The 14,607-nt window shown below is 62.4% G+C and carries 11 protein-coding genes; 7 read left to right on the top strand and 4 right to left on the bottom strand.

What is annotated here, in order from left to right; translation table 11 throughout:
* Positions 1–16: 16 nt before the first annotated feature.
* From QYE47_RS11620 to coxB, 3 genes are read right to left on the bottom strand one after another with little or no spacing between them, the layout of a single operon-like run.
* Positions 17–583 (bottom strand): cytochrome c oxidase assembly protein, encoded by a 567-nt coding sequence (locus QYE47_RS11620; RefSeq protein ID WP_014589243.1) that lies wholly within the window; start codon positions 581–583, stop codon positions 17–19.
* A 9-nt stretch (positions 584–592) separates the two neighbouring features.
* Positions 593–2,182, bottom strand: a complete 1,590-nt coding sequence (gene ctaD / locus QYE47_RS11615; protein ID WP_014589242.1) for a cytochrome c oxidase subunit I — start codon at positions 2,180–2,182, stop codon at positions 593–595.
* 43 nt (positions 2,183–2,225) lie between these two features.
* Positions 2,226–3,353: a cytochrome c oxidase subunit II gene (gene coxB, locus QYE47_RS11610; RefSeq protein ID WP_019436842.1), complete on the bottom strand. Its 1,128-nt coding sequence runs from the start codon at positions 3,351–3,353 to the stop codon at positions 2,226–2,228.
* A 369-nt stretch (positions 3,354–3,722) separates the two neighbouring features.
* Here coxB and QYE47_RS11605 point away from each other — a divergent pair, with 369 nt between their 5' ends.
* The gene (locus tag QYE47_RS11605) at positions 3,723–4,364 is read left to right on the top strand and encodes a hypothetical protein (RefSeq protein WP_003253042.1); all 642 of its coding nucleotides are present in this window, start codon (positions 3,723–3,725) and stop codon (positions 4,362–4,364) included.
* Positions 4,365–4,846: 482 nt separating this feature from the next.
* Here the strand turns inward: QYE47_RS11605 and QYE47_RS11600 are convergent, their stop codons facing one another.
* Positions 4,847–5,530: a hypothetical protein gene (locus QYE47_RS11600; RefSeq protein WP_019437554.1), complete on the bottom strand. Its 684-nt coding sequence runs from the start codon at positions 5,528–5,530 to the stop codon at positions 4,847–4,849.
* Positions 5,531–5,672: 142 nt separating this feature from the next.
* Here QYE47_RS11600 and QYE47_RS11595 point away from each other — a divergent pair, with 142 nt between their 5' ends.
* The 6 genes from QYE47_RS11595 (at position 5,673) to QYE47_RS11570 (ending at position 14,558) form a co-directional block, all read left to right on the top strand.
* Complete coding sequence (locus QYE47_RS11595; RefSeq protein ID WP_019437553.1) at positions 5,673–7,475, top strand: acyl-CoA dehydrogenase; 1,803 nt, start codon at positions 5,673–5,675, stop codon at positions 7,473–7,475.
* A 31-nt stretch (positions 7,476–7,506) separates the two neighbouring features.
* Positions 7,507–8,949: a TldD/PmbA family protein gene (locus QYE47_RS11590; protein WP_014592626.1), complete on the top strand. Its 1,443-nt coding sequence runs from the start codon at positions 7,507–7,509 to the stop codon at positions 8,947–8,949.
* Positions 8,949–10,268, top strand: coding sequence for a TldD/PmbA family protein (locus QYE47_RS11585; RefSeq protein ID WP_070384419.1), 1,320 nt, complete (start codon positions 8,949–8,951; stop codon positions 10,266–10,268). Before QYE47_RS11590 ends, QYE47_RS11585 begins: the two co-directional genes overlap by 1 nt.
* 109 nt (positions 10,269–10,377) lie before the next feature.
* Positions 10,378–11,805, top strand: coding sequence for a multidrug transporter subunit MdtD (gene mdtD, locus QYE47_RS11580; RefSeq protein ID WP_070384420.1), 1,428 nt, complete (start codon positions 10,378–10,380; stop codon positions 11,803–11,805).
* A 112-nt stretch (positions 11,806–11,917) separates the two neighbouring features.
* Complete coding sequence (gene dbpA, locus QYE47_RS11575; protein ID WP_230065385.1) at positions 11,918–13,255, top strand: ATP-dependent RNA helicase DbpA; 1,338 nt, start codon at positions 11,918–11,920, stop codon at positions 13,253–13,255.
* Positions 13,256–13,376: 121 nt separating this feature from the next.
* On the top strand, positions 13,377–14,558 hold the full coding sequence (locus QYE47_RS11570; protein ID WP_026031845.1) for an NAD(P)/FAD-dependent oxidoreductase: 1,182 nt from the start codon (positions 13,377–13,379) through the stop codon (positions 14,556–14,558).
* Positions 14,559–14,607 lie beyond the last annotated feature (49 nt).

Genomic DNA, 14,607 nt, shown 5'->3' with positions numbered 1-14,607 from the left:
TGCTGTTCTCCTTCCCTTAACGGGCGCCCTGGACGTCCTGCGCCGCAACGTGCGCGACCGGCGGGTGGCGAGCGGTGATGTCGAACAAGGTGTAGGCCAGTGTCAGGTGCTTCACGCTGGCCGGCAGGTCGCGGTCAACGATGAAGCGCACCGGCATCTCGATGCGTTCGCCGGGCTGCAGCACCTGCTGGGTAAAGCAGAAGCACTCGGTCTTGTGGAAGTAGGCCGCGGCCTCGGCCGGGGTAATGCTGGGTATTGCCTGCGCACTCATCGGCCGGTCGGTCGGGTTGTGGGCAATGAAGATCATCTGGTTCACCGCCCCCGGGTTGACCTCCAGCTGGTCGGCAGTGGAGTAGAAGTCCCAGACCATGTCGCTGGCATTGGTCGACATGAACTGCACCCGCACAGCACGCGTCGGGTCACTGATTTGGCTACCTTCGTATTGGCCGCCGGTCTTGCCGTTGATACCGAAGGCTTTGCACATGACGTCGTAGATCGGCACCAGCGCGAAGCCGAAGGCGAACATCACCACCGTCAGCATCAACAGGCGCGTTACCAGGCGTTTCACCGACAGGCCGTTCATGGCGGGTTCCTATTTCACTTCCGGGGGTGTCTGGAAGGTGTGGTAGGGCGCAGGCGAGGGTATCGACCACTCAAGGCCCTCGGCGCCATCCCAGGGTTTGGCCGGTGCCGGCGCGCCACCGCGGATGCACTTGATGACAATGAACAGGAAGAAGATCTGCGTGGCGCCGAACATGAACGCGCCGATCGACGACACCATGTTGAAATCGGCGAACTGCAGGTTGTAGTCGGGGATGCGCCGTGGCATGCCGGCCAAGCCTACGAAGTGCATGGGGAAGAAGGCCATGTTCATGCCGACGAACGACAGCCAGAAGTGCAGTTTGCCGAGGGTTTCGTCGTACATGTGGCCGGTCCATTTCGGCAGCCAGTAGTAGGCCGAGGCAAAGATGCCGAAAATTGCACCAGGCACCAGTACGTAATGGAAATGCGCCACCACGAAGTAAGTGTCGTGGTACTGGAAGTCTGCCGGGGCGATCGCCAGCATCAACCCGGAGAAACCACCGATGGTGAACAGGATGACAAAGGCGATGGCGAACAGCATCGGCGTTTCGAAGGTGAGCGAACCTTCCCACATGGTGCTGACCCAGTTGAATACCTTCACCCCGGTGGGCACGGCAATCAGCATGGTGGCATACATGAAGAACAACTCGCCTACCACCGGGATGCCGACCACGAACATATGGTGGGCCCAGACGATGAATGACAGGAAGGCAATGGCGCCGGTGGCATACACCATCGAGGTATAACCGAACAGCGGCTTGCGCGAGAACGCCGGGATGATCGAGCTGACCGCACCGAAGGCGGGCAGGATCATGATGTACACCTCAGGGTGACCGAAGAACCAGAACACATGCTGGAACAGCACCGGGTCACCGCCACCTGCGGCACTGAAAAAGCTGGTACCGAAGTGGATATCCATCAGCATCATGGTTACCACGCCGGCCAGTACTGGCATCACCGCAATCAGCAGGAACGCGGTAATCAGCCAGGTCCAGACGAACAGCGGCATTTTCATCAGCGTCATGCCGGGGGCACGCAGGTTGAGGATGGTGGCAATCACGTTGATCGCCCCCATGATCGAGCTGATACCCATCAGGTGGATGGCGAAGATGAAGAAGGTGACGCTGGCTGGCGCATAGGTGGTGGAAAGCGGTGCGTAGAAGGTCCAGCCAAAGTTTGGCCCTCCGCCCGGGCTGAACAGCGTCGATACCAGCAGCAGGAAGGCCGCCGGCAGCAGCCAGAAGCTGAAGTTGTTCATCCGTGGCAGTGCCATGTCGGGCGCGCCGACCATCAGCGGAATCATCCAGTTGGCCAGGCCGACGAAGGCCGGCATCACCGCGCCGAACACCATGATCAGGCCATGCATGGTAGTCATCTGGTTGAAGAATTCCGGCTCCACGATCTGCAAGCCAGGCTGGAACAGCTCGGCGCGGATCACCATGGCGAACGAGCCACCCAGCAGGAACATGATGAAACTGAACCACAAGTACATCGTGCCGATGTCTTTATGGTTGGTGGTCAGCACCCAGCGCATCAGGCCCTTGGCCGGGCCGTGCGCATGGTCGTGGCCGTGGGCGTGGTCGTCGATCACTGCACTCATGTCCTGTCTCCTGCAATCCATTGATTGCCGCGAGTAACCCGGTTCACTTGGCTTCTGCCTGCTTCAGCGCCAGCACGTCCTTCGGCGTCACCATGTCGCCTTTGTTGTTGCCCCAGGCATTGCGCTCGTAGGTGACCACAGCAGCGATGTCGACTTCCGACAGCTGCTTGCCGAAAGCGGCCATGGCCGTGCCGGGCTTGCCATGGAAGACAATGCTCAGGTGGTCTTCCTTCGGCCCGGTGGCAATCTTCGAGCCCTTGAGCGCCGGGAACATTGGTGGCAGGCCCTGGCCTTCGGCCTGGTGACAGGCCACGCAGGCGGTGTGGTAGACCTTGTCGCCGCGCTCCACCAGCTCTTCCAGGGTCCATTCCTTGCTGGTCAGCTCCTTGAGCTTGGCGGCTTCAGCCTTGCGCTCGCCCAGCCAGGTGTCGTAATCCGCCTTGGACTTGACCTCGACCACCACCGGCATGAAGCCGTGGTCCTTGCCGCACAGTTCGGTGCACTGGCCGCGGTAGATGCCTGGCTTTTCGATACGGGTCCAGGCTTCGTTGACAAAGCCTGGGATGGCGTCGCGCTTGACCGCGAAGGCCGGCACCCACCAGGAGTGGATCACATCGGCAGCAGTGACCAGGAAGCGCACTTTCGCGCCCACCGGCAGCACCAGCGGCTGGTCGACTTCCAGCAGGTAATGCTCATCCTTGGGCGCCTTGTTGTGGATCTGGTCGGTGGGGGTGGCCAGGTTGCTGAAGAACTCCACGTCCTGGCCCAGGTATTTGTAGTGCCATTTCCACTGGTAGCCGGTGACCTGGACGTCGATGTCCGACTCGCTGGCGTCATAGATGTCGATCAGGGTCTTGGTAGCCGGAATGGCCATCACCACCAGAATCAGGAAGGGCACCACCGTCCAGAGAATTTCCACCCACGTGTGCTCATGGAAATGAGCGGCCTGCTGGCCAGTGGAGCGGCGGTGGATGACCATCGACCAGAACATCGCGCCAAACACCACGATGCCAATGATCACGCAGATCCAGAAGATGGTCATGTGCAGGTCGAAGACGGCGTTGGAGACTTCCGTCGCCCCTGGGTGCATGTTCACGGTCCAGGCGGCGTTTGCCTGGCCAAAAACCGACCACAACAGGAGGCCCATCCAGACATGTGGATGTCGCATCATTGCGGGTTCCCCTTCTAATTCTTGTTGTCCCGGAGGCATGGCCTGCGGCAAGAGGGAACGGCGGTCAAGACTGCATGGCTTCGACGACCGAGCCCCTGCTAAAAGCAGTCGGGCCTCATCAACGAATCACGTTCAACGGGAGTATAGACAGCGACCAATGGCACGCAATGAAGCCTGTGAAATGAACTTCATGAAATGGCCGAATGGCCGGAAAACCGCGCGCTTGACAGGTCATGGCGCAATAATGGCACGCCGATATGCCTGATAGCGCACACGTTTGCGAAGCTTATAACAAATACGTCTTAGGTATTCTGTATACCGAGCTAATTTAGTGTCTTCCGTTTGAAACGTAATGTCCCTGGAGTTGTCATGAACATCGCTGCTGTACGCGAGCAGGTAAGCCAAGCCCATCAACATGAAGGCCAGACCGGCCAATTGAAACAGCGTCTCGAGCTGCAACTGCCCCACCTGCACCCCTCGATCCAACTGCCTGAGCAGGACGCCCAGGGTACTTTGGCGCGCTTCGTCAGCGCCTACATCGATCAGGTTCCGGAATTGCTGGAGGCCGCCCACGAGGTCGCCCGCGAAGCCGGGATCGAATCGCAGATCAAACCTGTACTGAAAATCGCCGAAGCCTACTTCCTGCAGCCGCCCAGCGTGATGCAAGGGCATGTAGGCCTGGACTGCCTTCTGGATGAAGCGTACCTGGCGCACCGCCTGGTGGAAGAGGTGAATGACTTGTACATCCGCCACTTCCAGCAGCCGTTGATCCCGGTCGACACCACGGTCGCCAACCTGATTGCCCACCAGTTGATTGGCGAAAGCTTTGCCAACCAGCTGGATGAGGTGGTGCACCACTCGGTCGACGAAATGCTCAATGATGAGAGCTTTGCCGTTGAATCGGTGGAGGCTTATCGAGAGAAGCTGAGCAGCCCGGCAACTGGCGAGGCGTGGAAGCGCTGGCCGTGCCTGTCGCGTCAACTGGGTGTCGAGCTGGGTCAGCCGGCCTGATCTACCTGTCACGGCGTAGGTGCATCGGTGGTTCGGCGCAGGCCGTCGTAGGAGCGGGTTTACCCGCGAAAGGGCCGGCCCTGCTGGCCAATCTCCACCCGCCGATCACCGTTGCCGCCGCTACCGTATTCGCGGGTAAACCCGCCCCTACACACAAGCATCGGTGGTTGGGCGCAGGCCGTCGTAGGAGCGGGTTCACCCGCGAAAGGGCCGGCCCTGCTGGCCAATCTCCCCCCGCCGTTCACCGTTGCCGCCACCACCGTACTCGCGGGTAAACCCGCTCTGGTGGACACACATTGGGGGTTGGACACAGGCCGCTGTGGGGTTTTCCCGCGAAAGGACCCGTCCAGACAGACTTATCAAAAAAGCCTTGCAGCAGGCTCCTACCCCAACATCGTATTGTCTTCAAGGAAAGTGGAAACGCGGGGTGGATCGGGGACTATCCGGAGCTCCCCTCAGACAGAGCTCCGGCCAAAAGTTGCTCAAACCATTGGTGAAAGCGCAATCAAAGCAAACAACTGTGCTGCCATAAGCCCAATACCCAACAGCATCCAAAGCCAATTTGCCAGCGTGAACCGGCTGTTGGCCTTCCCTTCTTTGTCACCTGCACTGAAATTGATGCCCTTCTGCATGAACACCAGAATGATCAGCCAAGCTGCCTGAATGGCTAAGCCCGCAAAGTAGGCCGGCCACAGCTGGCCTTCCAACACGACGCTGGCAGCCACCCAGACAACGCAAAAACCGTAATAGCCCAGCGTGAGCCCCAGGATGGACCACGGATAAGTTTTACCTGAGTCGCGAATATGGTCATTTGCCCTTCTCAATAATGGATAGATGAAGAACACTGCAAAAGCGCTTCGCCAGAGCGGACTTACGCGCTCTCCCGTTTTCTCTCTATGCAGACTCCAACTTTGATAGAAGCAATAAACCCAGTAGAAGCCCAAGGTAAAGAAAGTCATTACACCAAATTTCATAGGCGAGACTACGAAGAAGGGAACCTGGTTGCCGTTGGCCTCAGCCAAGTCAGCGTGATGGGCATCACTCATCTGAAACGTTTCCTTGTGAACACCAAAACGCACATTCAAGGCCAACTGACATTCGATCCGCAGCAGTTCATTTCCGATCGGGAATGTGGGAAACGTCTCTATATTGTCCCGAGCAGGCATTACACGACCTGACCTTGCGCTGGTTTCACCAATAACCGGCAGGCTTCCCGGCGTTCTCAACCCATATCACGCAAACCTATTAACCTGTCCCCAGTCTCACCACGCTCCTACACTCGCAGCATCCCGCCTCAGGACCGCCACCATGCCCGAGACCTTGCTCAGCCCCCGCAACCTCGCCTTCGAGCTTTACGAAGTCCTCGACGCCGAAGCCCTGACCCAGCGCCCGCGCTTCGCCGAGCACAGCCGTGAAACCTTCGATGCGGCACTGACGACCGCCCGCACCATCGCCGAAAAGTATTTCGCCCCGCACAACCGCAAGGCCGACGAAAACGAGCCACGCTACGTGGACGGCCGCGCGGAGCTGATCCCCGAAGTGAAGCCCGCCGTCGATGCCTTCCTCGAAGCCGGCTTCCTCAACGCCAACCGGGACTTCGAGGTCGGCGGCATGCAGCTGCCCAGCCTGGTCTCGCAAGCCTGCTTCGCCCACTTCCAGGCCGCCAACGCCGGCACCACGGCCTACCCGTTCCTGACCATGGGTGCGGCCAACCTGATCGAGAGCTTCGGCTCCGATGAACAGAAGCGCCTGTTCCTGCAACCGATGATCGACGGCCGCTACTTCGGCACCATGGCGCTGACCGAACCCCACGCTGGCTCGTCGCTGGCCGACATACGCACCCGCGCCGAACCAGCAGGCGACGGCAGCTACCGGCTCAAAGGCAACAAGATCTTCATTTCCGGCGGCGACCACGAACTGTCGGAAAACATCGTGCACATGGTGCTGGCCAAGCTTCCGGACGCCCCGCCCGGGGTCAAGGGCATCTCGCTGTTCATCGTGCCCAAGTACCACGTAAACCCGGACGGCAGCCGTGGCCCGCGCAACGATGTGCTGCTGGCTGGGCTGTTCCACAAAATGGGCTGGCGCGGCACCACCTCCACAGCCCTGAACTTCGGCGACAATGGCCAGTGCGTCGGGTACCTGGTCGGCCAGCCGCACCAAGGCCTGGCCTGCATGTTCCAGATGATGAACGAAGCACGTATCGGCGTTGGCATGGGGGCGGTCATGCTCGGTTACGCCGGCTACCTGTATTCGCTGGAGTACGCCCGCCAGCGACCGCAAGGCCGGCTGCCGGACAGCAAAGACCCGCTCAGCCCGGCAGTACCGATCATCGCGCACACCGATGTGAAACGAATGCTGCTGACACAAAAGGCTTATGTAGAAGGCGCCTTCGACTTGGGCCTGTACGCAGCGCGCCTGTTCGACGATACCCAGACCGCCAACGACGAAACGTCGCGCAACCAAGCGCAGGCGCTGCTCGACCTGCTGACCCCGGTCGTCAAGTCCTGGCCTTCGACGTTCTGCCTCAAGGCCAATGAACTGGCAATCCAGGTTCTCGGTGGTCACGGCTACACCCGCGAATACCCGGTAGAGCAGTACTACCGGGACAACCGCCTGAACCCGATCCACGAGGGTACAGAAGGCATCCAGTCGCTCGACTTGCTCGGTCGCAAGCTGGCCCAGAACCAAGGTGCCGGGCTCAAGCAACTGATCCGCCTGATCGCCACAACCGGCGAGCGTGCAAGCCACCACCCTGAACTCGACCCACTGCGCCAGCCGCTGGAGCAACTGGTCAACCGCCTGCAGGGCGTCACACTGGCCCTGCTAGGCGACATGGCCCAAGGGAAGGTCGCGGGCGCCCTGGCGAACTCGGCCTTGTACCTCAAGGCCTTCGGCCACTGCGTAATCGGCTGGCGCTGGCTGGAACAGGCCATTCACGCCGAGCTTGGCCTGCAGAAAGGTCACCCTGCCGATCGCGACTTCTATCAGGGCAAGCTGCAGGCCGCGCGTTATTTCCTGACCTGGGAAGTACCGGGCTGCCATAATGAGCTGGCATTGCTCGAGGCACACGACGATACCTGCCTCGGCATGCAAGACGGGTGGTTCTAGGGGGAGCCACCGTGTACACGGAGGCATCCGCATGTTCGATTCCAGCGCCCTGCTGCGCCAGCGCTTTGCTGCGCTGCGCAGTACGGCCGAGTTGTTTTCCCTGCGCCATGTGAAACAGTCGCACCAGGCGCTTTCGGTGCGACGCAACGTTGCCGAACCGCCCTTCTTCAGCCAGGATGAGGGCGCCATGCTCACCGTGCGGGTCAATGGCGTGGAGGCCTACGCTGCCACCGCCGACCTGTCCCAGGCTGGCCTGCAGCGCGCCCTTGAGCAAGCCGAGGCGCTGGCGCGGCAAATCGCCCGGCACAGCCTGCTGGACCTGCGCGAACAAGCCGTGACCAGCGCACGCCACGACCATGTTTCGCCCAACTTCGACCAACCCGTGCCCAACCTCGCCGACTGCCTTGGCCTGCTCGCCACCGAATCGGCCAGCGTGCCCAAGGACAGCCGTTTGGTGGACTGGCAGGCCAGCCTGGGGCTGAGCCTGGTCGAGCAAACCTACCTGAACTCGGCCGGCGCCGAACTGCGCCATGCCCAGCGCTTCCTGTTCCCGGGCCTGGGGGTGACCGCCAGCGACGGCCAGGACAGCCAAAGCCGCAGCCTGGGCCGCGACAACTTCGGCCAACAGGGTGGTTTCGAGATCATCGAGCGCTGCGGCCTGGTCGGCGCGGCCAGTCGGGTGGCCGACGAAGCGCTGCAACTGCTGTTGGCGCCGAACACCCCCAGTGGCCCGCGTGACCTGCTGTTGATGCCAGACCAGATGATGCTGCAGATTCACGAATCCATCGGCCATCCGCTGGAGATGGACCGCATTCTCGGTGACGAGCGCAACTACGCCGGCACCAGCTTCGTCAAAGCCAGCGACTTCGGCCACCTGCAGTACGGTTCCAGCCTGCTGAACGTGACCTTCGACCCGACCATTGGCGAAGAGCTGGCCAGCTACAGTCATGACGACGACGGCACCCCGGCCAGCAAAGCGTTCCTGATACGCGACGGCCTGCTGCTGCGCCCGCTGGGTGGCGCGCTGTCTCAGTTCCGCTCTGGCCTGGACGGCGTGGCCAACAGCCGTGCCTGCGGCTGGAACCGCGCGCCGATCGACCGCATGGCCAACCTCAACATCGAGCCGGGCGACCAGTCTTTCGAGCAACTGATCGGAGGCATCGAGCACGGCATCCTGATGCGTACCAACCGATCCTGGTCCATCGACGATGCGCGCAACAAGTTCCAGTTCGGCTGCGAATGGGGCCAGTTGATTGAAAGTGGCGAGCTCAAGGGCATCGTCAAGAACCCCAACTACCGCGGCATCTCCGCGCAGTTCTGGCGCAACCTGTCGGCGGTTGGCGACCACAGTACCTTCCAGGTGCTGGGCACGCCCAACTGTGGCAAGGGCGAACCCAATCAGGTGGTGCGGGTCGGCCACGCCTCGCCTGCCTGTGTGTTCCGCCAGATCGATGTATTCGGAGGAGACGCGTGATGAAACAGGCTTTCGAAACCCTGGTCGGGGAGGTGCGCACCGCCCTTCAGGCGGGCGAGCAGTTCACCCTCGGTTACAGTGCCGAGCAATCGCAGTTCGTGCGTTTCAACCATGCCAAGGTGCGCCAGGCCGGCGAAGTGAGCCAGGCCACTGTGCAATTGCGGCTGATCCACGATGGCCGCCAGGCTGAACAGCAGGTGACCTTGAGTGGCGATGCGCAGCTGGATCGCCAGCGCCTGGCGGATGCCCTGGAGCAGCTGCGCCAGACACTGCCGCTACTCGCCGTCGACCCTTATCTGCGCCTGGACGAGAGCCCCTGGCACAGCCATAGCCAGCAAGCGCAGGCGCTGCCAGACCTGAACGAAGTGCTGACACTGCTGGAGCGTAATGCCGGTGACCTGGACCTGGTCGGTATATACGCCGCTGGCCCAGTCTGCCGGGGCTTCGCCAGCTCGTACGGCGCGTTCGGCTGGCACCAGGCCAACAGCTTCAACTTCGATTGGAGCTTGTTCCACCCAAACGGCGAAGCGGTGAAAGCCAACTATGCCGGTCAGCTGTGGAACGCCGACGACTTCAGCGCACGCCTGCGCCAGGCCCGGGAGCAGTTGGGCTTTCTTGGGCGCCCGGCGGTGTCCCTCAAGCCAGGCAGCTACCGCGCTTTCCTGGCGCCGGCAGCGATGGACGAGATCGCCGGCATGTTGTGCTGGGGCGGTTTTTCCGCGCAGGCCCTGGCGACTGGCAACAGTGCCTTGCAGCGCCTGTACAACGGCGATGCGCGGCTTAGCCCGTTGGTCAGTTTAACCGAGCAGGTCAGCGGCTCGCTTAGCCCGGCATTTTCCGATGAAGGTACGCCGCGCCTGGATGTGCCGCTGATCCAGCAAGGCGAGGCCCGGCAGCGGTTGATCAGTGCACGCAGTGCAGCCGAGTTCGAGCTGCAGGCCAATGGCGCCGACGGCTGCGAGTCGCCCTGTGCGCTCAGCCTGGCGCCGGGCAATCTGGCCAGTGCGCAGATCCTTGAGCGTCTAGGCACCGGGCTGTACATCAGCAACCTGTGGTACCTGAACTACTCGGACCTGCCAGCGGCGCGCATGACAGGGCTGACCCGCTTCGCCACTTTCTGGGTAGAAGACGGGCAGATCCAGGGGCCGGTGAGTACCATGCGCTTCGATGACAGCCTGTACAGCTTGCTGGGCAGCCAGCTGGAGGACCTGACCCAGGAGCGCGAGATGATTCTGTCGACCAGTACTTATGGACAGCGCAGTACCGGGTCGAGTCATTTGCCCGGGGCACTGGTCAAAGGCCTGACCCTGACATTGTGACTGGACTTGCCGGCCCCTTCGCGGCTAAAGCCGCTCCTACAAGGAGCGCGTAACCCTTGTAGGAGCGGCTTTAGCCGCGAAAGGGCCGGCACTGACAAACGAGGAAGTCATGCCCGAACGCACCCCGCTGGACCCCGTCACCGCCCGCTGGATCCCTTGGGTGGTGGCCATCGCTTTCTTCATGCAGTCCCTGGACGGCACCATCCTCAACACTGCACTGCCGGCCATGGCCCGCTCGTTGGCCGAAGACCCCTTGCGCATGCAGGGTGTGATCATTGCCTACATGCTCACCGTGGCCCTGCTGATCCCTGCCTCAGGCTGGATCGCCGACCGATTCGGCACCAAGCGCATCTTCTTCAGCGCCATCTTGCTGTTCAGCTTTGGCTCGCTGCTGTGCGCAGCAGCCAACAGCCTTGGCTTCCTGATCTTCGCCCGCGTAGTGCAGGGCCTGGGCGGTGCGCTGATGCTGCCGGTCGGGCGGTTGGTGGTGCTGCGCGCCTACCCACGCAGCGAGTTGGTGCGGATCATGAGTTTCATCACCATCCCCGGCCTGCTCGGGCCATTGCTGGGTCCAACGGTCGGTGGCTGGCTGGTGGAAATCCTCAGCTGGCACTGGATCTTCCTGCTCAACCTGCCAGTCGGCCTGCTTGGCTGCATTGCCGTGTGGAAGTTCATCCCGGACTTGCGCGGCGCCGAGCGCACCACCTTCGACGGCCCTGGTTTCCTGCTGTTCGGCGCAGCGATGGTACTGATCACCATTGCCATGGAAGGCCTGGGCGAGCTGCACCTGCCGCACTTGCGGGTAATGTTGCTGCTGTTCGCCGGCATGGCCTGCCTGGCTGCGTACTGGCTGCGCGCCGGGCGCGACCCGGAGCCGCTGTTCTCGCCAAGCCTGTTCCGCGTGCGTACCTTCGCCATCGGCATCCTCGGCAACCTGTTCGCTCGCCTGGGCAGCGGCGCGCTGCCGTTCCTGATGCCGTTGCTGCTGCAGGTCGCGCTGGGCTACTCACCCGCCCAGGCTGGCATGAGCATGATCCCGCTGGCGGCGGCGGCCATGCTGGCCAAATCCATTGCCCGACCGCTGATCGAACGGTTCGGCTATCGCATCATCCTCACCTGTAATACCTTGCTGCTGGGCATCCTGCTGGCAAGCCTGGGCCTGGTGGACGAGCAGACCCCTTATTGGCTGCTGTTGGTGCAACTTGGCCTCCTGGGCGCAGTGAACTCCATGCAGTTCACTGCGATGAACACAGTGACGCTAATCGATCTCGACGACGCCAGCGCCAGCAGCGGTAACAGCCTGCTGTCGGTGGTCGCGCAACTGTCGCTGAGCCTGGGTGTGGCCTGCGCCGGCGCACTGTTGGGCGGCTTTACTGCGGCAGGCAGCGCCGAAGGCGTGGAAACCACCCTGGGCGCGTTCCAGCTGACCTTCGTCACCATCGGTGTAATGGCCATGCTGGCAGCGGCGATCTTCCTGCAGCTGGCGCCGACGGACGGAAGGCGTGCCCGTCGTCCGGAACAACACATGGAGTCGTAGGGCGAATGGCCACGAGGCTGGTAGACTATGCGGCATTTTTCGCTTCGCACCGCAGGCCCGCCTCGTGACCACCGAATCCACCGCCTTTGCCACCTTGCCGCTGTCCACTGCCATGCTGGCCAACCTGGAGGCCCTCGGCTATGCCTCGATGACGCCGATCCAGGCCCAGAGCCTGCCTGTCATCCTCAAAGGCCAGGACCTGATCGCCCAGGCCAAGACCGGTAGCGGCAAGACTGCCGCCTTCGGCATCGGCCTGCTCAACCCGATCAACCCGCGCTACTTCGGCTGCCAGGCGTTGGTGCTCTGCCCTACCCGCGAACTCGCCGACCAGGTGGCCAAAGAGCTGCGCCGCCTGGCCCGTGCCGAGGACAACATCAAGATCCTGACCCTGTGCGGCGGCGTTTCGCTGGGCCCACAGATCGCTTCGCTGGAGCACGGCGCGCACATCATCGTCGGCACCCCAGGGCGCATCCAGCAGCACCTGGACAAAGGCACCCTGGTCCTGGATGGGTTGAACACCCTGGTGCTGGACGAAGCCGACCGCATGCTCGACATGGGCTTCTTCGACGCCATCGCCAGCATCATCGGCAAGACCCCGTCGCGCCGCCAGACCCTGCTGTTCTCGGCCACCTACCCGGCCGGCATCAAGCAACTGGCCGCCGACTTCATGCGCAACCCGCAGCAGGTCAAGGTCGAAAGCCTGCACACCGACAACCAGATCGAGCAGCGTTTCATCGAGATTGACCCGCAGCAACGCCTGGAAGCCGTCACCCGCGTGCTTGGCCACTACCGCCCGCAGTCGTGCGTAGCGTTCTGCTTCACCAAGCAGCAATGCGAGGACGTGGTTGCCCACCTGACCGCCAAGGGCATCGTCGCCCAGGCCCTGCACGGCGACCTGGAGCAACGCGACCGTGACCAGGTGCTGACCATGTTCGCCAACCGCAGCAGCTCGGTGCTGGTGGCTACCGACGTGGCCGCGCGCGGCCTGGACATCGATGGCCTGGACATGGTCATCAACGTGGAGCTGGCGCGTGATGCCGAAATCCACGTACACCGCGTGGGCCGTACCGGCCGCGCCGGCGAGAAAGGCGTTGCGGTCAGCCTGGTGGCACCGGCCGAAGGCCACCGCGCCCAGGCCATCGAAGCGCTGCAGAAGAGCCCGCTGCGCTGGGACCAGCTGGACAGCCTGAAAAACAAGGGCGGCGAGCCCCTGCTGCCGGTAATGACCACACTGTGCATTGCCGCTGGCCGCAAGGACAAGCTGCGCCCTGGCGACATCCTGGGGGCCCTGACCGGTGATGCCGGCATCCCAGGCAAGCAAGTGGGCAAGATCGCCATCTTCGACTTCCAGGCGTTTGTGGCCGTGGAGCGGGCGCTGGCCAAGCAGGCCATGCAGCGGCTGAACAGCGGCAAGATCAAGGGTCGCGCCCTGAAAGTCCGCATTATCTAAAGCCAGGCAAAGCCCCCTGTAGGAGCGGGTTTACCCGCGAATGCGGCAGTGAATGCACCATCGCATCGCGGGTGAACCCGCTCCCACAGGGTTCAGCATTTCAAATCTGAAGGTTCATACCGTGCACTCCACCGACGTGATCATCCTTGGCGCCGGCGCCGCCGGCCTGATGTGCGCCCAGCTCAGCGCCCGGCGCGGCCGCCGGGTACTGCTGCTCGACCACGCCAACAAGCCAGGCAAGAAAATCCTCATGTCCGGCGGCGGGCGTTGCAACTTCACCAACCTGTACACCGAGCCGGCCAACTTCCTTTCGCACAACGCGCACTTCTGTAAGTCGGCACTAGCCCGCTACACCCAGTGGGACTTCATTGAGCTGGTGTGCAAGCACGGCGTGGCGTACCACGAGAAGAAGCTCGGCCAGCTGTTCTGTGACAACAAGGCCAGCGACATCCTCGACATGCTGCTGGCCGAGTGCGACGAGACCGGTGCCGAGATCCGCATGCACACCAGCATCGAACAGATCGAGAAGACCGAAAGCGGCTATCTGCTGCAGACCAGCGGCGGCCAGTTCGCCTGCCAGTCGCTGGTCATCGCCACCGGCGGCCTGTCGATCCCGACCCTGGGGGCCACCGGTTTCGGCTACCAGGTGGCCCGCCAGTTCGGCCACACCCTGCTGCCAACCCGCGCCGGGCTGGTGCCATTCACCATCACCGAGCCCCAACTCAAGGCGATGTGCACCGAGTTGTCCGGCACCTCGCTGGACTGCACCGCCAGCTGCAATGGCACCAGCTTCCGCGAAAACCTGCTGTTCACGCACCGCGGCCTGAGCGGCCCGGCGATCTTGCAGATCTCCTCGTTCTGGGAAGCCGGTGATACCGTCGAGATCAACCTGTTGCCCGACCGCGATGCGCTTTCCTGGCTGCAACAGATGCAGGCCGAACGCGCCAACGCCGAACTGAAGACCGTGCTGGGCGAGGTGTTCACCCGCAAGCTGGCCAACTTGCTGGCCGAGCAGTGGTTCGAGTCAAAGCCAATGAAGCAGTACACCCCGGCGGAACTGGCGCAAATCGCCGAAAAGCTGGCGAACTGGCAGGTAGTACCGGCCGGCACCGAAGGCTACCGCACCGCCGAAGTGACCCTGGGCGGCGTGGATACCCGAGAGGTGTCGTCCAAGACCATGGAATCGCTGAAAAGCCCGGGGTTGTACTTCATCGGTGAAGTGCTGGATGTCACCGGCCACCTGGGCGGTTTCAACTTCCAGTGGGCCTGGGCATCGGCGAACGCCGCCGCGCAGTTCGTGTAGAGTAGAATCCTTTCAGCAGCACGGAACGCTTCTTGCTGGCCCGTGCTGC

Source organism: Pseudomonas sp. 2,4-D, assembly GCF_030418155.1.
Lineage (GTDB): Bacteria > Pseudomonadota > Gammaproteobacteria > Pseudomonadales > Pseudomonadaceae > Aquipseudomonas > Aquipseudomonas alloputida.
Note: the sequence above shows the minus strand (reverse complement) of the source record. Positions and strands in the feature narration are given on the sequence as shown.

What these genes read in the sequence shown, in the direction of transcription:
- QYE47_RS11590 (WP_014592626.1), top strand. Translation starts at nt 7,507, where the DNA reads ATGTTCGATTCCAGCGCCCTGCTGCGCCAGCGCTTTGCTGCGCTGCGC.
- QYE47_RS11595 (WP_019437553.1), top strand. Translation starts at nt 5,673, where the DNA reads ATGCCCGAGACCTTGCTCAGCCCCCGCAACCTCGCCTTCGAGCTTTAC.
- QYE47_RS11600 (WP_019437554.1), bottom strand. Translation starts at nt 5,530, where the DNA reads ATGCCTGCTCGGGACAATATAGAGACGTTTCCCACATTCCCGATCGGA.
- mdtD (WP_070384420.1), top strand. Translation starts at nt 10,378, where the DNA reads ATGCCCGAACGCACCCCGCTGGACCCCGTCACCGCCCGCTGGATCCCT.
- QYE47_RS11605 (WP_003253042.1), top strand. Translation starts at nt 3,723, where the DNA reads ATGAACATCGCTGCTGTACGCGAGCAGGTAAGCCAAGCCCATCAACAT.
- coxB (WP_019436842.1), bottom strand. Translation starts at nt 3,353, where the DNA reads ATGATGCGACATCCACATGTCTGGATGGGCCTCCTGTTGTGGTCGGTT.
- dbpA (WP_230065385.1), top strand. Translation starts at nt 11,918, where the DNA reads ATGCTGGCCAACCTGGAGGCCCTCGGCTATGCCTCGATGACGCCGATC.
- QYE47_RS11620 (WP_014589243.1), bottom strand. Translation starts at nt 583, where the DNA reads ATGAACGGCCTGTCGGTGAAACGCCTGGTAACGCGCCTGTTGATGCTG.
- QYE47_RS11585 (WP_070384419.1), top strand. Translation starts at nt 8,949, where the DNA reads ATGAAACAGGCTTTCGAAACCCTGGTCGGGGAGGTGCGCACCGCCCTT.
- ctaD (WP_014589242.1), bottom strand. Translation starts at nt 2,182, where the DNA reads ATGAGTGCAGTGATCGACGACCACGCCCACGGCCACGACCATGCGCAC.